Origin of the sequence: Pseudomonas sp. NFX98 (genome assembly GCF_047784845.1) — a bacterium.
In the GTDB taxonomy this organism is placed as follows: Bacteria; Pseudomonadota; Gammaproteobacteria; order Pseudomonadales; family Pseudomonadaceae; genus Aquipseudomonas.
Window position 1 is genome coordinate 167,177 of record NZ_JBLNNF010000005.1, and the last position, 18,692, is coordinate 185,868.

Below are 18,692 nucleotides of genomic sequence, written 5' to 3' on the forward strand. Positions count from 1 at the left end.
CAATTCAGGAGTTAGTTCGACATGCTGCATTTGTCCCGCCTTACCTCGCTGGCCCTGACGATCGCCCTGGTGATCGGCGCGCCTCTGGCGTTTGCCGCTCAACCGGCCCCGGCGGTTGCGCCTGCGGGCACTGCTGCGACCACCAAGGCGCCATTGCCGCTGGAAGAGTTGCGCACCTTTGCCGAGGTCATGGACCGGATCAAGGCCGCCTATGTCGAACCGGTAGACGACAAGACCCTACTGGAAAACGCGATCAAGGGCATGCTCAGCAACCTTGATCCGCACTCCGCTTACCTGGGGCCTGAAGACTTCGCTGAATTGCAGGAAAGCACCAGCGGTGAGTTCGGCGGCCTGGGCATCGAAGTCGGCGCCGAAGACGGCTTCATCAAGGTGGTCTCGCCAATCGATGACACCCCGGCCTCCAAGGCGGGCATTCAGGCGGGCGACTTCATCGTCAAGATCAACGGCCAGCCGACTCGCGGCCAGAGCATGACCGAAGCCGTGGACAAGATGCGCGGCAAGATCGGCCAGAAAATCACCCTGACCCTGGTTCGCGACGGCGGCACGCCGTTCGACGTGACCCTGGCCCGCGCCATCATTCAAGTGAAGAGCGTGAAGAGCCAGTTGCTGGAGGCCGGCTACGGCTACATCCGCATCACCCAGTTCCAGGTCAAGACCGGCGAAGAAGTTTCCAAGGCCCTGGCCAAGCTGCGCAAGGACAACGGCAAGAAGCTCAACGGCGTCATTCTCGACCTGCGCAACAACCCGGGCGGCGTGCTGCAATCGGCGGTGGAAGTGGTCGACCACTTCATCACCAAAGGCCTGATCGTCTACACCAAGGGCCGGATCGCCAACTCCGAATTGCGCTTCTCCGCCACCGGCAAGGACGAAAGCGAAGCCGTTCCAATGGTCGTCTTGATCAACGGCGGCAGCGCCTCGGCGTCGGAAATTGTTGCCGGCGCCTTGCAGGATCAGAAACGTGCCGTGGTCATGGGCACCACCAGTTTCGGCAAAGGCTCGGTGCAAACCGTGCTGCCGCTGAACAACGACCGCGCACTGAAGATCACCACTGCGCTGTACTACACGCCGAACGGCCGCTCGATCCAGGCCCAGGGCATCGTGCCGGACATCGAAGTGCGCAAGGCCAAGATCACCAACGAGCAGGACGGCGACTACTTCAAGGAAGCCGATCTGCAAGGTCACCTGGGCAATGGCAATGGCGGTGCCGACAAGCCGAGCGGTTCCGGCGGCAAAGCCAAGGCAATGCCACAGGACGACGATTACCAACTGGCCCAGGCTCTGAGCCTGCTCAAAGGGCTGAGCATCACGTCCGGCCGTTAAGATGTTTCTACGGCTAGCCTTGAGTCTGTTGTGCTGTCTGGCGGGTGTGGCTCACGCTGCCCCCGCCGCAACCCCGCCGCAAAAGGCGTATCTGACGCTGATCATCGATGACCTGGGGCAGAGCCTGCCCCGGGATCGCCGTGTACTCGCCCTACCCGGCCCGGTGACTGCGGCGATCATGCCGGACACACCCCACGCCACCGAGTTCGCCCGCGAAGCCCATCGCGCCGGCAAGATCGTCATCCTGCATATGCCCATGGACCCGGCCACCGGACCGTTCGCCTGGCATCCCGAGCTTTCCATCGAAGAGCTTGAGAAACGCCTCAACGCCGCATTCAAAATGGTCCCCTACACCGCCGGCATCAACAACCACATGGGCAGCCGCATGACCGCGCAACCCGCCGCCATGGCCTGGTTGATGGCAGACTTGCAGCGTCGCCACAAGTTCTTCGTCGACAGCCGCACCAGCGCGCAGACCGTGGCCGCGCAGCAAGCGCAGAAGATCGATCTGGCGAGTGTTTCGCGTGATGTGTTTCTCGATGACGAGCGCACTGAAGCGGCCATCTTCACGCAGCTGCAAACGGCGATAAACCTGGCGCACAAACAAGGTTCAGCGGTGATGATCGGGCATCCGTATCCGCAAACACTGGCGGTGCTGGAGCGTGAGCTACCTAAACTGAAGGCTCAAGGGATTGAGTGGATTGATATCAAGCAGATGATCAGCGTGCGCAGCAATCGGGCGACAGCGGCGCATGGCAAGGATGGCCTGTACCGATAAAAAACCTGTGGGAGCGAGCTTGCTCGCGATGGCTGTGGAACAGTCAATGGAGATATTGAATGTTATGCCGTCATCGCGAGCAAGCTCGCTCCCACACTGGTTTTGCGCCGTCGTGATCTCTAGAGATACTTCGCCATGATGTCATCCACCACGCCTTCCTTGCGCAGCTGATCCAGTGCAGCTTGCAGCTTGGCCACCGTTTCGTCCGGTACATCTTTGTTCAGTGCCAGGTAAAGTTCGGCACTGTTGAAGCGCAGCACAGTCTTGAGCCCGCTCACACCTTCCTGACGCGCCAGATAGCGACCGGCCGGATCACCAGTGGCCCACAGATCGATCTGGCCGCTGACCAGCTTCTTCGCGTTGTCCTGATCGCGCAGCACAACCACCGGTTTCAAACCTTGCTTGGCCAGCGTCGTGGCGATGGCGTCGCCCTTGTACGCGCCGATCTTGTACTTTCGCGCGTCATCCAGGGTTTCGAGGGTGATTTTGCTGTCGGCCTTGGCCAGCATGATCCAGTCGTCCGGACCGATCGGCCCGACCCACTTGAACAGCCGCTCGCGGTCCGGCAAACGCGCCATCACGAAAGCACCGTAACCGGGGTTTTCCAGGGCGAGTTTGTAGACCCGCTCCCACGGGAAGCGCAACGTCAGGCTGTAGGTAATGTCGGCACGTTTGAAGATTTCGCGGACGATGTCGGTGGCGATGCCATCGATGTTCTCGCCCTGGGCAAAGTTCTTGCCGTTCTTCGCCATGTTGTACGGCGGGAAGTTTTCCGTCAGCAACACCATGTCGGTGTCGGGACGGTCTGCGGCGTGCGCTGCGCTGACGAACAACAGAGAAGCACTGGCGAGGGCAAGAAGAAGGCGTTTAAGCATGTCTGGCTACCGAAATCCATGGCGTACCCAAGAGTGCCCTGAGCCCGCCATGATGTCCACTGGCCTGTATCGGTTTGTTTAACGCATCACGATTCCGCGATGGGCCATGTAAGCCTTGGCTTCCTGCACGGTGAATTCGCCGAAGTGGAAAATACTCGCCGCCAACACCGCACTGGCGTGACCTTCGAGAATGCCATCGGCCAAATGTTGCAGGTTGCCGACGCCACCGGATGCGATCACCGGAATACCCAGCGCATCGCTGATAGCGCGGGTGACGCCGAGGTCGAAACCGTTTTTCATGCCGTCCTGATCCATGCTGGTCAGCAGGATCTCGCCAGCACCGAGGCCTTCCATCTTCTTCGCCCACTCGACCGCGTCGAGTCCGGTCGGCTTGCGGCCGCCGTGAGTGAAGATCTCCCAGCGCGGAGTTTCGCCCGGACCGGAAACCTTCTTCGCGTCGATGGCAACGACGATGCATTGCGAGCCGAAATGCTGCGCCGCTTCGCCGACGAACTCCGGGTTGAACACGGCAGCAGTATTGATCGACACCTTGTCGGCACCGGCATTTAGCAGATTGCGGATGTCTTGCACGGTGCGCACGCCACCGCCCACGGTCAGCGGGATGAACACCTGGCTGGCCATGCGCTCGACGGTATGCAGCGTGGTGTCGCGACCGTCGACGCTGGCGGTGATGTCGAGAAAGGTAATCTCGTCGGCACCCTGCTCGTCGTAGCGACGGGCGATTTCCACCGGGTCACCGGCGTCGCGGATGTTTTCGAATTTCACACCCTTGACCACCCGGCCGTTGTCCACGTCCAGGCAAGGGATGATGCGTTTGGCCAGCGCCATGGTCAGTCCTCAGCCTTTGTACGAATCGCAGAAAGCTTGCGCTTCAGCGACGTCGAGGGTGCCTTCGTAGATCGCCCGGCCGGTGATCGCGCCGATGATGCCTGGCGCCTTGGCGTCGAGCAGCGACTTGATGTCGCCGAGGTTGTGAATGCCGCCGGAAGCAATGACCGGGATCTTCGTCGCAGCAGCCAGTGCGGCAGTGAACGGTACGTTGCAGCCCTGCATCATGCCGTCTTTGGCGATGTCGGTATAAACGATCGCGGACACGCCGTCGGCTTCGAACTGCTTGGCCAGATCGATCACCTGTACGGTGCTGATTTCAGCCCAACCGTCGGTGGCGACGAAACCGTCCTTGGCGTCCAGACCCACGATGACTTTGCCCGGGAATGCGCGGCAGGCTTCGGCGACGAAAGCCGGATCTTTCACGGCTTTGGTGCCGATGATCACGTAGCTCACGCCCGCTTTCACGTAGTGCTCGATGGTTTCCAGCGAACGGATACCGCCGCCGATCTGGATCGGCAGGTTCGGGTAGCGCTTGGCGATCGCGGTAACGACTTCGCCGTTGACCGGTTGGCCTTCGAACGCGCCGTTCAAGTCGACCAGATGCAGACGACGGCAACCGCCCTCCACCCACTTGGCAGCCATGCTCACCGGGTCATCGGAGAACACTGTGGAATCTTCCATGCGGCCCTGGCGCAGACGAACACAGGCACCGTCTTTGAGATCGATAGCGGGAATAATCAGCATCTGGCAAACCTTTAAATTCGATTTTTCAGCATTGCTCGGAAATCAGTTTTTCTCGAGCGCCCACAGGTCGCTTTCGATGCTTTCGAACCTCTCTTTGAGGTGCGTCTGCACATCGAAAATCGCCCTGTTGTAATAGTGCGGAGCAATTTCACGGGTAAACAGCTCAAGAATTTCAGCCGCCTCGAACGAGCCGAGGTCGAGTTCAAAGCGGTCTTCCATGAAACGCTTGATCTTGCGATTGGCCTCGCTCTCCTGCTCCGGAGTGAGGGTCAGAATCGGCGGCTTGGATTTCTTGACGGCCATTTACCAGCGACCGTCCCACGCAGCGAAGTTCTGCAGCAATTGCAGGCCATGGGTATGGCTTTTCTCCGGGTGGAACTGCACGGCGAAACGCGAGCCATCGGCCAGCGCTGCGGCGAAATCGACACCGTAGTGACCGCCACCGACCACCTGGCGCGCATTGGCGGCGGCGATGTAGTAGCTGTGCACGAAGTAGAAACGCGCCATGTCCGGAATGTCGTGCCACAGCGGGTGACTCACCTTCTGCTGCACTTCGTTCCAGCCCATGTGCGGGACTTTCAGGTGTTCGCCGTCTTCGTGCAGGTCTTTGCCGAAAAAATTCACCGCGCCCGGGAACAGGCCGATGCAGTCCACACCGTCGTTCTCTTCGCTGGTGTCGAGCAAGGCTTGCATGCCGACGCAGATGCCGAGGAACGGACGGTCCTGGCTGACTTCACGCACCAGCGAATCGAAACCGAGGCGACGAATCTCCGCCATGCAGTCGCGAATCGCACCGACGCCGGGGAAAACCACCCGGTCGGCTTCGCGAATCACATTCGCATCGCTGGTGATCAACACCTTGCCGGCACCGACGTGCTCGAGGGCCTTGGCCACCGAGTGCAGGTTGCCCATGCCGTAATCGATAACCGCGACTGTCTGCATTACAGAACGCCCTTGGTCGACGGCATTTGCCCGGCCATGCGGTCATCGAGCTCCACGGCCATGCGCAGTGCGCGGCCGAAAGCCTTGAACACGGTTTCGATCTGGTGGTGGGTGTTGTGCCCACGCAGGTTGTCGATGTGCAGGGTGACGTTGGCGTGGTTGACGAAGCCCTGGAAGAACTCCTGGAACAGATCCACGTCGAAACCGCCAACGGTGGCGCGGGTATACGGAACGTGCATCTGCAGGCCAGGACGGCCGGAGAAGTCGATCACGACACGCGACAGCGCTTCATCGAGCGGCACATAGGCGTGGCCGTAGCGACGGATGCCTTTCTTGTCGCCGATGGCTTTGGTGAATGCCTGGCCGAGGGTGATACCGACGTCTTCCACGGTGTGGTGGTCATCGATATGCAGGTCGCCCTTGCTGACAATATCCAGGTCGATCAACCCGTGACGGGCGATCTGGTCCAGCATGTGCTCAAGAAAAGGAACACCGATATCGAATCGGGCCTTTCCGGTGCCATCAAGGTTGATCGAGGCTTTGATCTGGGTTTCCAGAGTGTCGCGCTCGACAGACGCCATACGTTCGGCCATCACCAGCTCCGCAAAATCATTGGGCGAAAAAGGCAACCATTATAGGGGCGCGGGCCGGAAACAGAAACACGAGAGGTGATATCGCTGACGGATAGAATCCCCAGTCGTCGGGGATAGACATGTCCATACAAGCCATTTCAGACACCCCAAAACAACTGTAGGAGCGAGCCTGCTCGCGATGAGGCCCTGACATTCAACATCTTCGTTGACTGTCAGACCGCAATCGCGAGCAGGCTCGCTCCTACAAGGAGAGTGCGTTTTACTTAGTGAAACAGTACCGCCGTCTTCTGCAGAGTCACCCACACGCCCCAAGCCAACGGAATACCCACCGCCAGCCAGGCAGCGATTGCCAGAGGCTTGGTGCCCGGCGCCGCTTTCCACTCCAGCGAAGTACTGGCATCAGCGCCTTTGTCGTGACCCAGCGCCTGTTCGGCAGCCAGTTCAGCGTCGGTCATGAAGTACTTGTCAGCCACCGGACGCACCAGCAGGTTGCAGATGAAACCCAACACCAGCAGGCCGGCAAGGATGTACAAGGTGATGTCGTAAGCCGCGGCACGTTCAACGCCGATGCTCAGCTGATATTCACGCAGGTAGTTCACCAGCACCGGACCCAACACGCCCGCCGCTGCCCATGCGGTCAGCAGACGACCGTGGATCGCACCGACCATTTGTGTACCGAACAGGTCCGCCAGATACGCCGGAACCGTCGCAAAACCGCCGCCGTACATCGACAGGATGATGCAGAACGCCGCCACGAACAGCGCAACGTTGCCCAGATGACCCAGGTTTGGAATCAGTGCGTACAGCGCAAAGCCCAAGGCGAAGAACACGAAGTAGGTGTTTTTACGGCCCAGGTAGTCCGAGAACGATGCCCAGAAGAAACGGCCACCAATGTTGAACAGGCTCAGCAGACCGGTGAAACCGGCGGCGATCGCGGCGATCGAAGCCAGTTGACCTGCATCCAGCTGACCGAACGGCAGATCATTGCCCAGCAATTTGCCGCCGAACACTTCCTGCAGCAACGGCGACGCCATGCCGAGGATGCCGATACCGGCGGATACGTTCAGGCACAGCACCAGCCAAACGAGACGGAATTGCGGGGTTTTCCACGCCACATTCACGTGCACGTGACGGTTGGTGATCATCGCGTTCGACGCTTTTTTCGCCGGAGCGGTCCAGCCTTCAGGCTTCCAGCCGGTTGGTGGTACGCGGTAGGACAGTGCGCCGCCGATCATGAACACGAAGTAGATCGCGGCCATCGCCACGAAGCTCTGCCATACGCCAACACCTTCAGGCGAACCAAAGTGGCTCATCAAGGCTGTCGCCAACGGTGCACCGACCATCGCACCGCCGCCAAAACCCATGATCGCCATGCCGGTCGCCATGCCGCGCTTGTCCGGGAACCACTTGATCAAGGTCGACACCGGCGAGATGTAGCCCAGCCCCAGGCCGATACCACCGATGACACCGGAGCCGATCCACATCAGCCAGATCTGGTGGGTATAAATACCCAGCGCCGAAATCAGCAGACCGCCACACCAGCACAGTGCCGACACGACACCGGCCTTGCGTGGCCCGGCATGTTCCAGCCAGCCGCCCCAGATGGCTGCCGAGCAACCCAGGAAGATGAAGAACAGGGTGTAGATCCAGCCGAGCATCGAAATCGGCCAGTCGCATTGCGAAGAAAAGACTTGAGCAATGAAGCTCATGTCAGGCGCACAGGCCATCGGTTTGGTGATGCCCAGCGCTTTGGACAGTGGCAGCCAGAACACCGAAAAGCCGTAGGCCATGCCGATGCAGAGGTGGATGGCCAGAGCGGCCGGTGGCACCAGCCAACGGTTGAAACCGGGCTTGGCGATGATGCGCTCCTTTGACAGGAACGAGGGCTGGTCGGCATAGCCGTCCGCCGCGATACTCGTGGTCATTGTGTATCCCCCAATTATTAGTATGGTTCGCCAGCCACTCTTCACCCCCAGCCTTTATGCGCACGCATGACTGTTTTTAAGGGTGAAGCTCCATTTTAGTGCGACATCAGGTCGCAGAAGGACCGACGAACGGGTGAAGGTTACCATTTGCACGTGACAGAAAAACCAAACTGATATCACCTTTTTCTACGTTGTCCGTTCTCGTACCACTGAAGGAAGCTCCATGCCCATCGTTGTCGAGTCATTGAACCAAGCCACCGAGCAAGATCGGCTGGATTTGCAGAAGATCTACCATGACGCCCCGCAGAGGCTGTTTACGCCGTTTACAGAGGCTGCGCAGCTGATGGAGGCCTGTTTACGGGACGGTTCGCTGATTGCCGGACGCTTCAATGATCGACTACTGGGTGCGGCACGCCTGCAACGGCACCCGGGCGTTTGGCATCTGTCTTATTTGTGTGTAAGAAAAATTACCCGGCGTCGTGGCGTCGCGGAGCGACTGGTGCGAGAAGCACAGAGCATGGCCACGCAATCCGGCGCCGAATTGCGCCTGCTCGCGCCCGCCGGTCATCTGGAGGCCCAGGCATTGGCGGCCAGCCTGAACGTGCCGCTGGATACCCTGTCCGACTGATCACTGACCGGTCGTCTCTTTTGGAGCGCTATACTCCCCGGCTAAATTTCGAATTCGACTAACTACAAGGACTCGCCCATGAAAGCGTTCGGCAAAATCCTGGGTCTGGTACTTCTCGGGCTGTTGCTGATCATTGTGGCGCTGGGCTTTGCCCTGACCCACCTCTTCGATCCCAACGACTACAAAGACGAGATTCGCCAGATTGCCCGCGACAAGGCCCACATCGAGCTGACGCTCAATGGCGATATCGGCTGGAGCCTGTTCCCGTGGCTGGGCCTGGAATTGCACGACGCCGCTGTCGCGACCCTGGCCAAACCCGCCGAGCCGTTCGCCGATTTGCAGATGCTTGGTCTGTCAGTCCGCGTGCTGCCGCTGCTGCGCCGCGAAGTGCAGATGAGCGATGTGCGCGTCGAAGGCCTGAACCTGCGTCTGAACCGCGACAAGGAGGGCCACGGCAACTGGGAAGACATCGGCAAGGTGCCGAAGCCTGCAACCACGGAGACGCCGCCTGCAACCACCAGCGAACCTGAACCGCAAACCACCGCCCAAGCGGAGAAACCGGCGCAGCCGATTCGCCTGGACATCGACAGCCTGACCGTCAACAACGCCCGCGTTGAGTACAACGACGAAAAAACCGGCAAGCAGTTCAGCGCCGAAAGCATCCAGCTCAGCACCGGTCCGGTGCATGACTCCACCAACATACCGGTCAAGCTCACCGCGTTCCTCGGCACCAACCAGCCGGTTCTGCGAGTGCGCACCGAGCTCAATGGCGAGTTGCGTTTCGAGCGCGCATTGCAGCGCTACAAGCTTGAAGACATGAAACTGTCCGGTGAAGTGGCTGGCGATCCATTGCAAGGCAAGACCATGACCTTCGCCGCTCAGGGCCAGTTGCTGCTGGACAAGGCTGCCAACGTCGCCGAGTGGACCGGCATCAAGATTTCCGCCAACCAGCTTCGTGCGCTGGGTGAGCTGAAGGTCAACGACCTCGACAAGACGCCACAGGTCAGTGGCGGCCTGTCGATTGCCCAATTCGATCTGGCGAAATTCGTCGACAGCATCGGTCAGAAACTCCCGGCCATGGCCGAAGGCAGCCTGAGCAAAGTGGAACTGGCGACCCGGCTGGCCGGTACGCCCACCAGCCTCACGCTGGATGACATCAACCTGAAACTCGATGACAGCACTTTCAGCGGTCGCATCGCCGTCGAGGACTTTGCCAAGCAATCGCTGCGCGCAACCCTCAAGGCAGATACCTTCAACGTCGACCGTTACCTCGCGCCGAAGTCAGCCGAAGCCAACAGCGCCAAACAAGTGCGTCAGGCCGAAGTCGCCAGTACCGAAGCCGATGCGATGGCCGGCGCCGGCAGCACACCGCTGCCGCAATCCCCGACCAAAGAAGCGTGGAGCAACGAACGCCTGGTACCGGTGGAGCGCCTGAGCAAACTGGATGTGGACGCTGACCTGACCTTCGGCCAGTTGACCCTGGAAAAACTGCCAATCCATAACGCGGTACTCAAGGCCAACGGCCAGGGCGGATTGCTGACGCTGTCGAGCCTGCGCGGCGATCTCTACGAAGGCAACTTCGAAGCCAAGGGCACCCTCGATGTGCGCCAGCAAGCGCCTGTGCTGAACATGCAGACGCAGATCAGCCGCGTACCTGCGGAGAAAATCCTCGAAAGCCAGGGCAAAGAACCACCGGTCAAAGGTCTGGTCACGCTCAACAGCACCCTGACCGGTACCGGCAACAGCCAGAAAGCGCTGATCGAAACCCTCAACGGCAACGCCAGTTTCGTTATCAACAATGGCGTGCTGCTCAATGCCAACCTTGAACAACAGCTGTGCAAAGGCATCGCCACGCTCAACCGCAAAACCCTCAACGGCGAGCCTCGGGGCAAGGACACACCGTTCCAGGAACTCAAGGGTAACCTGAATTTCCGCAATGGCGTGGCCAGCAACCCGGACCTGAAAGTGCGTATCCCGGGCATGACCGTCAACGGCGACGGCGACATCGACCTGCGGGTGCTGGGCATGGACTATCGCGTGGGCATCATCGTCGAAGGCGATACCAGCGCCATGCCGGACCCGGCCTGCCAGGTCGGCGACAGGTTTGTCGGCATCGAGTGGCCATTGCGCTGCCGTGGCCCGCTGGAGTTGGGCGCCAAGGCCTGCCGCCTGGATAACGAGCGCATGGGTCAGGTCGCCAGCAAAATGGCGGGCGAGCGGATCAGCGAAAAGATCGACGAGAAACTGGGCGACAAGGTCAGCCCGGAACTGAAAGACGCGCTCAAGGGGCTGTTCAAGCGATGAGAGCCGAGCAGTTTTCAACGGCGGTGCTGGACTGGTTCGACCGCCATGGCCGTCACGATTTGCCCTGGCAACAGGACATCAACCCGTATCGGGTGTGGGTCTCGGAAATCATGTTGCAGCAGACCCAGGTCAGCACCGTGCTGAACTACTTCGACCGTTTCATGGCCTCGCTGCCCACGGTCGAAGCCCTGGCCGCTGCGCCGGAAGACGAAGTGCTGCACCTTTGGACGGGGCTGGGTTACTACACCCGTGCGCGCAATTTGCAGAAGACCGCGAAGATCGTCGTCGAGCAGTACGGTGGCGAGTTTCCCCGGGACGTGGAAAAACTCACTGACCTGCCCGGCATCGGCCTGTCCACCGCCGGCGCGATCGCCAGCATCAGCATGGGCCTGCGTGCGCCGATCCTCGATGGCAACGTCAAACGCGTGCTGGCGCGCTTTACCGCGCAAGAGGGTTATCCCGGCGAGCCGAAGGTTGCCAAACAGCTCTGGGCGAACGCTGAGCGTTTTACGCCGCATGATCGGGTCAACGCCTACACCCAGGCGATGATGGACCTGGGCGCGACGCTCTGTACCCGCAGCAAACCCAGCTGTCTGCTGTGTCCGCTAGAGAAGGGATGCGAAGCGCACATGCTCGGCTTGGAAACCCGTTACCCGATCCCCAAGCCGCGCAAAGCCATTCCGCAAAAACGTACGTTGATGCCGATGCTCGCCAACGGTGAAGGGGCGATTCTGCTTTACCGTCGCCCTTCGACGGGCTTGTGGGGCGGTCTGTGGAGCCTGCCGGAACTCGACGACCTCGACGACCTGCAGCATCTGGCGACTCAGCACTCGCTGGAACTGGGCGCGCAACAGTCGTTGCCGAGCCTGGTACACACCTTCAGCCATTTTCAGTTATCCATCGAACCCTGGCTGGTTCAGGTCCAGGAGGCCGGCCAACACGTGGCCGAGGCCGACTGGCTCTGGTATAACCTCGCCACCCCGCCGCGCCTGGGCCTTGCCGCCCCGGTCAAAACCTTGCTCGAACGCGCGGCCGCCGTATTGAACGCAGGAGAGTCGTCATGACCCGCACCATCATGTGCCGCAAGTACAAAGAAGAATTGCCAGGCCTGGAACGCGCTCCGTTCCCGGGCGCCAAAGGCCAGGATATTTTCGACCACGTCTCGCAAAAGGCCTGGGCCGACTGGCAGAAGCACCAGACCCTGCTGATCAACGAAAAGCGCCTGAACATGATGAACGCCGAAGATCGCAAATATCTTCAGGGCGAGATGGACAAGTTCTTTTCCGGCGAGGATTACGCCAAGGCCGAAGGCTACGTGCCGCCGTCGGAATAACCCCCCGATTTCGTAAGCGACGGAATTAATTTAAGAAATTTTAAAAAAGTCGTTGACGTAAATCCGAAAAACCCTTTTAATGCGCCCCGTTGCCCAGATAGCTCAGTCGGTAGAGCAGGGGATTGAAAATCCCCGTGTCGGCGGTTCGATTCCGTCTCTGGGCACCAAATACCGAAAACCCTGAATCGCAAGATTCAGGGTTTTTTTATGCCTGCGATTTAATAGCCCTCGCTAGTTAGCTCTCACCGTTCCAATGGAAGACCAGGTTCCGGGCCGCACCGTTGCCGATATCCGCCACGTCCCGCCGCACCTCACCATTGCGAGTGGCGATGACGGTGTACTTGCCGGCTGGCAGTTGCACATACACCAACGGACCGGCGTCATTCAGGGTCAATACGGTTTGGCCTTGGGCTTTTTCAATGACCACATCCACGTCCGGAATGTATTTGTTATCCGTGCCGATCGCGAAGGTCATATGCAGGTTGTAACCTGTGGTTTGCTGGATGGCTTTTGCCTCATCCTCGCCAATCCCGCCGGACAGGTAGGTAATGCCGTTCTGCTCCTGCCGTTGAACCTGCACGCCAGCGCTGTCGACGGGCTCAAGGCTCGCGGCAGGCGAGATCACAGGAAACAGCAACATGCTGACGGCGACGAGGGGCAACATCAATGAATGGATATTTTTCATGATGACGACTCCCGGGTTCTGATGAACCCAATCGTTACCTTCTTTGGATTTGCTGGCGGCGTCAGGGGTTTTAGATTTATTTGGTCTGGGGGTGAGTACGAAACGTACTACGTAATTTGTGCCTCGAATTAACCTTGATTGTTCATCTGAAGCGCGAAGACTATTGTTGGCAGCTACCCGCAAAGGTCCGATACCGATGAATTTGCAGGACATGTCATCACTCGCCCCTGATCAGATCGAACTGCCGCTGACGGCTGACGCATCTGGCGAACCCTTCAAGCAACCCGCCGCCGACGGCTTCGTGCTCGGCGGCTTTACCTGGCGCCATGCTGCCCGGAACATCTCCCGTCCGGTCGTCATCATCAACGCCGCCACTTCCGTTCGTTGTCGCCATTACTCACGTTTCGCCGACTACCTGTTCGCTAACGGCTTCGACGTCATCACCTACGACTACCGCGGCATCGGCGAATCGCGTCCTGCATCGCTCAGGGGGCTTGAGGCTACATGGACCGATTGGGGCGCACTGGATTTCGAGGCGATGCTCAAACGCGCACAGCGTGAATTCCCCGGTCAGCCTGTCGATGTGGTCGGCCACAGTTTCGGCGGCTGTGCCGCGGGCCTGGGAGCCTCAGGGCACCTTATCCGGCGACTAGTGACCGTTGGCGCGCAGTTCGCTTATTGGCGCGATTATGCGCCGACCCACCGCTGGCGGATGTTCGGCAAATGGCATGTGGTGATGCCGCTGGTGACGATGATTTGCGGTTACTTTCCCGGCAAACGCCTCGGCTGGCTGGAAGATACGCCCGCAGGCGTTGTCCGTGACTGGAGCACGCCAACTGCCCGGTTTGAAACTCGCCCCAGCGGCCACGCAATCAACGCCGCCAAAGGGCGCCTGCCCTTCGTCACCGTTAACGCGCAAATCCTCGCGATCAGCATCAGCGACGACCCTTACGGCACAATCCCGGCCATCGAACGCCTGCTCGGTTACTTTACCGGCAGCGCCAATACCCACCTGCGCATCACCCCCGAAGACATCGGCGAGACAGAAGTTGGACATTTCGCCTTTTTTCGCAGCGCATACCAAGCCACACTATGGCCCATTGCATTGTCCTGGCTGCAAAACGGCGAACTGGCCCCCGATACACCCGGGCGGACAGTGCCCCGTAGCTGAGCCACTGCCCTTTCAACGAATTACGGAACGACGCCCATGGCCTCCGCCAACAAGCAGCAAAAACGCGCCTCTCGCGCCAAGGCCAAGGCCAAGCAGAACCGCACCCAACGCGCTGCCGCGCCGGTCGAACTGGACCCGAACGACGATCGCATCGATTTCGAATCGGTGGACCTGACCGACCTGTTCAAAGAAATGATCGATGCACAAAAGATCAGCCAACAAGCAATGTGTACAGCCTTTCTTGAACACCCGCTGCTCGCACTGGTGCTGGAGCAGGAGGGCGAAGAAACAGCGACAGACTTCATCATCGCTGCACTGATCGAGTATCGCCAATGGTCTACCGAAGCGGATGAAGCCAGTGCCCTGGCGTGGATCGAATCCCCGGCCTTCCAGACTGACTACGTAACGGCGTCCGAAGTCATCGCAGCCCAAAACCAACAGAAACCGAACTGAGTTCCCATGGCCTCCCTGAACAAGCAACAGAAACGCGCCAAACGTGCAAAAGCCAAAGCCAAGCAGATCCGCATGGTCGGCAGAAAATCGATTATGGATCAGGATCTACCCGATTTCGGCGAGCCGATCCCGGAATACACCCTGGCGATGTTCAGCAAAATGCGCGATGCGGAAGCCGTCAGCCGCAGCGAAATGCTCTCGGTCTTGCTGACGAACCTCGCCTTTATCATTATCGAACATCCCGAATTGCTGGACATGGAAAACGCCGACGACGAAGGCATGGCCGCCACCCACCTGGCCGCCGATATGCTGATCGATTACCGCATGTGGGCCGACGGCATGGATCGCGAAACCGCCCAGGCCTGGCTCAGCGAGCCGCAATTCATCAGCGACTTCGGCGATGCCCTGGACGTCTACACCCAGTCTTTGGAAGCGCCGGAAGAAAAAGCCGAGTAAGTGTTACAGCTCGAATAAAAACGGCCGCTTGTCATCACTGACAGCGGCCGTTTTTGTTTGAACCAGAGTACCTAGCGCGCGACAGCCGCGACCAGTTTCTCATTGCGACGACGGCGGGCGACCAGCAAGCCGGCAGCCACCACCATCAGGCTCAACAAACCTGTGGCGAGGATTTCCACGCGATGCGCATCCTGGAACAGCATGATGGTCAGGGCCGCGACGATAAACACAATCACCGCGTAGGTCAGGCCCGGGAACAGCCACATGCTGAAGACGATTTTTTCACCACGAGCCATACGCTGTTTGCGCATGCGAAGTTGCGAGATCGCGATCACCAGGTACACCAGCAGCGCAATGGCGCCGGAGCTGGCCAGCAGAAACTCGAACACCGCAGCCGGGGCCACGTAGTTGGCGAATGTGGCCAGGAACGCTGCGCCAGTGGACAACATCACGGCCCAGTACGGCGTACCGCTTTTATTGGTGCGCGTGGACATCGCCGGTGCATCACCGCGTTTGCCCAGGGAGAACAGCATGCGCGACGACGTGTAGAGCGCCGAGTTCAGGCAGCTGGTCACAGCAACCAGCACCACAATATCGACGATCATCTTGGCGTTCGGGATGCCCATGCGATCAAGTACGGTCTGGTAGGAACCGACGCTGGCCAGAATCGGGTCGTTCCATGGCACCAGGGCCACAACGATGAAGATCGATACGAGGTAGAACAAACCGATCCGCCAGATCACCGAATTGGTGGCCTTGGAAATTTGCTTGCCTGGGTCTTTCGATTCCGCGGCCGCAATGGTCACGATCTCGGTTCCCATGAAGGAGAACATGGTGGTCAGAATGGCACCCAGCACCGCGCCCATGCCATTTGGCAGGAAGCCTTGGGTGTCGAACAGGTGCGAAACGCCGCTGACCTGGCTGTTCGGCAGGAAGCCGAAAATCGCTGCCAAGCCGAGAACAATAAAGCCGATGATCGCCAATACTTTGATCAGGGCGAACCAGAACTCGAACTCACCGTAGTTCTTCACGCTAAACAGATTGGTCACGGTCAGCAGCATCGTGATGACCAGTGCGAAGGCCCAGATGTCCACACCCGGGAACCAGGCGTGCAGGATAGTCGCGGCGGCGTTGGCCTCCAGCGGAATCACCAGGACCCAGAACCACCAGTACAACCAGCCGATGGTGAAACCGGCCCAGTGACCGATCGCCCGATCGGCATATGTAGAGAAGGAACCTGTGTCCGGCGAGGCAACAGCCATTTCACCGAGCATGCGCATCACCAACACCACCAGCATACCGGCGGCCGCGTAGGCCAACAGCACGGCCGGGCCTGCTGCAGCGATGGCGTGGCCCGAGCCAACGAACAGGCCGGCGCCGATAACCCCGGCGATCGACAGCATGGTCACATGACGCGGTTTAAGCCCCTGTTCGAGGCCGTTAGAGCTTTGGGTACTGCTCATTGAAACTACCTTTGTAAGGAAAAGCGAATGCATGCATCCCGCCGAGAATTCTCTTCTGTAAAAAGAAACCAACGGGGCGTTCCGGAATCTGCACGCAATAATTACGCCAAAATGTTTCAAAACCCTCTATCCCGGCGACTTGGACCTGACCGGACAGTCATCGCAAGTCATTGAAAGTAATAGCACTTTGCCAGAACGTTACCCTGCGACTCACTTAAAAGACGAAACAGCACTCCGGAAACACACCCGTTAATGGCTCAATGCACAATAAAAGTGCAGATCAGCCACGTTTGGCCGGTTAGCGCTTCACACCCCCCGCCAAAGCTGGCAACATCGCGCCCTTTTTTACGCGACAGCCACCGCGCTTTACCTGAAAGCAGGGTTCAAACGGCTGTTCGGTTGTTGATGGGGCGACAGTCTGCTGTGCCGATGCGACAACCTGCCACATGCCACCCGTTTACTGCCCGTAACGCTGTTGGCTGCCTTTGAAACGCTATGCTAGGTTGGCCGCCTCGCCAGGAAGGCCACCAACAGCAGGAGCGAATACACAATGAGGAACGCACATGGCTGAGGCCACGCCCGCGCTTGAAATCCGCAACTTGCACAAACGCTACGGCTCGCTGGAGGTGCTCAAAGGCATCTCGCTGACCGCCCGCGACGGCGACGTGATCTCGATCCTCGGCTCCTCCGGCTCCGGCAAGTCCACGTTCCTGCGTTGCATCAACCTGCTGGAAAACCCGCATCAGGGCCAGATCCTGGTGGCCGGCGAAGAACTCAAGCTCAAGGCCGCCAAGAACGGCGAACTGGTTGCTGCCGACGGCAAGCAGATCAACCGCCTGCGCAGCGAGATTGGTTTTGTGTTTCAAAACTTTAATCTGTGGCCGCACATGAGCGTGCTCGACAACATCATCGAAGCCCCGCGCCGCGTGCTCGGCCAGAGCAAGGCCGAAGCCATCGAAGTTGCCGAAGCCTTGCTGGCCAAGGTCGGCATCGCCGACAAGCGCCACGCTTACCCGGCGCAGTTGTCCGGCGGTCAGCAACAACGCGCGGCCATCGCCCGCACCTTGGCCATGCAGCCCAAGGTCATCCTGTTCGACGAGCCCACCTCGGCGCTTGACCCGGAAATGGTCCAGGAAGTACTTAATGTCATCCGCGCACTGGCCGAAGAAGGCCGCACCATGCTGCTGGTCACCCATGAAATGGGCTTCGCCCGTCAGGTTTCCAGCGAAGTGGTGTTCCTCCACCAGGGCCTGGTAGAAGAGCAAGGATCGCCACAGCAGGTGTTTGAAAACCCGCTTTCGGCGCGCTGCAAACAATTCATGTCCAGCAACCGCTAACGGAGCTACCCACATGCAGAACTACAAAAAGGTCTTCCTGGCTGCCGCCGTCACCCTGGCGTTCAGCGCCGGTGCCATGGCCGAAACCCTGAAGATGGGCATCGAAGCGGCTTATCCGCCGTTCAACAACAAAGATGCCAGTGGCAATGTCGTCGGCTTCGACAAGGAAATCGGCGACGCCCTGTGCGCCAAGATGAAAGTCGAGTGCACCGTGGTCACGTCCGACTGGGACGGCATCATCCCGGCCCTGAACGCCAAGAAGTTCGACTTCCTGATTTCCTCGATGTCGATCACCGACGAGCGCAAGCAAGCGGTGGACTTCACCGAACCGTACTACTCCAACAAGCTGCAATTCATTGCGCCGAAGACCGTCGACTTCAAAACCGACAAGGCTTCCCTGAAAGGCAAAGTGATCGGCGCCCAGCGCGCAACCCTGGCCGGCACCTGGCTTGAAGACAACATTGGTGACGACATCACCATCAAGCTCTACGACACCCAGGAAAACGCCTACCTCGACCTGACCTCCGGTCGCCTGGACGGCATCCTCGCCGACAAATACGTCAACTACGAGTGGCTGAAAAGCGACGCTGGCAAATCCTATGAGTTCAAGGGTGACCCGGTAGAAGAAAGCGACAAGATCGGTATCGCCGTGCGTAAAAACGATCCTATCCGCGAGAAGCTGAACGTCGCGCTGAAAGAAATCGTTGCTGACGGCACCTACAAGAAGATCAACGACAAGTACTTCCCGTTCAGCATCTATTGATACTGACCTGCCTGGCCGGCGCCTGAGGGCGCCGGTTCTCGGCCTTGCC

General features: G+C 59.3%; 20 protein-coding genes and 1 tRNA gene. 12 read left to right on the forward strand and 9 right to left on the reverse strand.

Annotation, left to right across the window (positions count from 1 at the left end; genetic code table 11):
* The first annotated feature begins 21 nt into the window (after positions 1 to 21).
* On the forward strand, positions 22 to 1,341 hold the full coding sequence (locus tag ACM110_RS08385; RefSeq protein ID WP_416127400.1) for a S41 family peptidase: 1,320 nt from the start codon (positions 22 to 24) through the stop codon (positions 1,339 to 1,341).
* A gap of 1 nt (position 1,342) precedes the next feature.
* Complete coding sequence (locus ACM110_RS08390; protein ID WP_416127401.1) at positions 1,343 to 2,119, forward strand: divergent polysaccharide deacetylase family protein; 777 nt, start codon at positions 1,343 to 1,345, stop codon at positions 2,117 to 2,119.
* Positions 2,120 to 2,238: 119 nt separating this feature from the next.
* Here ACM110_RS08390 and ACM110_RS08395 read toward each other — a convergent pair whose 3' ends face one another.
* The 7 genes from ACM110_RS08395 to ACM110_RS08425 all read right to left on the reverse strand — a co-directional run bounded on the left by ACM110_RS08395 (position 2,239) and on the right by ACM110_RS08425 (position 8,050).
* Positions 2,239 to 2,994, reverse strand: a complete 756-nt coding sequence (locus ACM110_RS08395) for a substrate-binding periplasmic protein (protein WP_416127402.1) — start codon at positions 2,992 to 2,994, stop codon at positions 2,239 to 2,241.
* A gap of 78 nt (positions 2,995 to 3,072) precedes the next feature.
* Positions 3,073 to 3,843: an imidazole glycerol phosphate synthase subunit HisF gene (gene hisF / locus ACM110_RS08400; RefSeq protein WP_416127403.1), complete on the reverse strand. Its 771-nt coding sequence runs from the start codon at positions 3,841 to 3,843 to the stop codon at positions 3,073 to 3,075.
* Positions 3,844 to 3,852: 9 nt separating this feature from the next.
* Complete coding sequence (hisA, locus tag ACM110_RS08405; RefSeq protein WP_008041005.1) at positions 3,853 to 4,590, reverse strand: 1-(5-phosphoribosyl)-5-[(5-phosphoribosylamino)methylideneamino]imidazole-4-carboxamide isomerase; 738 nt, start codon at positions 4,588 to 4,590, stop codon at positions 3,853 to 3,855.
* Between the two features lie 42 nt (positions 4,591 to 4,632).
* Complete coding sequence (locus ACM110_RS08410) at positions 4,633 to 4,893, reverse strand: DUF2164 domain-containing protein (protein WP_416127404.1); 261 nt, start codon at positions 4,891 to 4,893, stop codon at positions 4,633 to 4,635.
* Entirely contained in the window at positions 4,894 to 5,532 is a 639-nt protein-coding gene (hisH, locus tag ACM110_RS08415) for an imidazole glycerol phosphate synthase subunit HisH (RefSeq protein WP_416127405.1), read from the reverse strand. It lies immediately after the preceding gene.
* Entirely contained in the window at positions 5,532 to 6,125 is a 594-nt protein-coding gene (gene hisB / locus ACM110_RS08420) for an imidazoleglycerol-phosphate dehydratase HisB (protein ID WP_007939452.1), read from the reverse strand. Before hisB ends, hisH begins: the two co-directional genes overlap by 1 nt.
* Before the next feature lie 263 nt (positions 6,126 to 6,388).
* A complete protein-coding gene (locus ACM110_RS08425; RefSeq protein ID WP_338584240.1) occupies positions 6,389 to 8,050 on the reverse strand; it encodes an OFA family MFS transporter in 1,662 nt (553 codons plus the stop codon).
* A 223-nt stretch (positions 8,051 to 8,273) separates the two neighbouring features.
* On the opposite strand from ACM110_RS08425, the gene ACM110_RS08430 reads away from it, so the two are divergent.
* The 5 genes from ACM110_RS08430 (at position 8,274) to ACM110_RS08450 (ending at position 12,482) form a co-directional block, all read left to right on the forward strand.
* A complete protein-coding gene (locus ACM110_RS08430; RefSeq protein ID WP_416127406.1) occupies positions 8,274 to 8,678 on the forward strand; it encodes an acetyl-CoA sensor PanZ family protein in 405 nt (134 codons plus the stop codon).
* A 78-nt stretch (positions 8,679 to 8,756) separates the two neighbouring features.
* Complete coding sequence (locus ACM110_RS08435; RefSeq protein ID WP_416127407.1) at positions 8,757 to 10,982, forward strand: AsmA family protein; 2,226 nt, start codon at positions 8,757 to 8,759, stop codon at positions 10,980 to 10,982.
* Positions 10,979 to 12,046, forward strand: a complete 1,068-nt coding sequence (gene mutY / locus ACM110_RS08440; RefSeq protein ID WP_416127408.1) for an A/G-specific adenine glycosylase — start codon at positions 10,979 to 10,981, stop codon at positions 12,044 to 12,046. Before ACM110_RS08435 ends, mutY begins: the two co-directional genes overlap by 4 nt.
* Positions 12,043 to 12,315 carry an oxidative damage protection protein gene (locus ACM110_RS08445; RefSeq protein ID WP_416127409.1) on the forward strand — a complete coding sequence of 91 codons (273 nt, stop codon included), beginning with the start codon at positions 12,043 to 12,045 and terminating at the stop codon, positions 12,313 to 12,315. Before mutY ends, ACM110_RS08445 begins: the two co-directional genes overlap by 4 nt.
* A 91-nt stretch (positions 12,316 to 12,406) precedes the next feature.
* Positions 12,407 to 12,482 (forward strand) — tRNA-Phe (locus ACM110_RS08450).
* Between the two features lie 68 nt (positions 12,483 to 12,550).
* Here the strand turns inward: ACM110_RS08450 and ACM110_RS08455 are convergent.
* On the reverse strand, positions 12,551 to 13,000 hold the full coding sequence (locus tag ACM110_RS08455; RefSeq protein WP_416127410.1) for a carboxypeptidase regulatory-like domain-containing protein: 450 nt from the start codon (positions 12,998 to 13,000) through the stop codon (positions 12,551 to 12,553).
* Between the two features lie 196 nt (positions 13,001 to 13,196).
* On the opposite strand from ACM110_RS08455, the gene ACM110_RS08460 reads away from it, so the two are divergent.
* Genes ACM110_RS08460 through ACM110_RS08470 form a run of 3 tightly spaced genes read left to right on the forward strand, consistent with a single transcriptional unit; the run spans position 13,197 to position 15,080 of the window.
* On the forward strand, positions 13,197 to 14,171 hold the full coding sequence (locus ACM110_RS08460; RefSeq protein ID WP_416127411.1) for an alpha/beta fold hydrolase: 975 nt from the start codon (positions 13,197 to 13,199) through the stop codon (positions 14,169 to 14,171).
* Positions 14,172 to 14,207: 36 nt separating this feature from the next.
* Positions 14,208 to 14,624 carry a hypothetical protein gene (locus ACM110_RS08465; RefSeq protein WP_416127412.1) on the forward strand — a complete coding sequence of 139 codons (417 nt, stop codon included), beginning with the start codon at positions 14,208 to 14,210 and terminating at the stop codon, positions 14,622 to 14,624.
* A 6-nt stretch (positions 14,625 to 14,630) separates the two neighbouring features.
* Complete coding sequence (locus ACM110_RS08470; RefSeq protein ID WP_416127413.1) at positions 14,631 to 15,080, forward strand: hypothetical protein; 450 nt, start codon at positions 14,631 to 14,633, stop codon at positions 15,078 to 15,080.
* 71 nt (positions 15,081 to 15,151) lie between these two features.
* Here the strand turns inward: ACM110_RS08470 and gabP are convergent, their stop codons facing one another.
* Positions 15,152 to 16,543, reverse strand: coding sequence for a GABA permease (gabP, locus tag ACM110_RS08475; protein ID WP_416127414.1), 1,392 nt, complete (start codon positions 16,541 to 16,543; stop codon positions 15,152 to 15,154).
* A 563-nt stretch (positions 16,544 to 17,106) separates the two neighbouring features.
* Here gabP and ACM110_RS08480 point away from each other — a divergent pair.
* Both ACM110_RS08480 and ACM110_RS08485 read left to right on the forward strand, forming a co-directional pair.
* Positions 17,107 to 17,880, forward strand: coding sequence for an ABC transporter ATP-binding protein (locus ACM110_RS08480; protein WP_007972784.1), 774 nt, complete (start codon positions 17,107 to 17,109; stop codon positions 17,878 to 17,880).
* A 13-nt stretch (positions 17,881 to 17,893) separates the two neighbouring features.
* Positions 17,894 to 18,643, forward strand: a complete 750-nt coding sequence (locus ACM110_RS08485; RefSeq protein WP_338584228.1) for an ABC transporter substrate-binding protein — start codon at positions 17,894 to 17,896, stop codon at positions 18,641 to 18,643.
* Positions 18,644 to 18,692 lie beyond the last annotated feature (49 nt).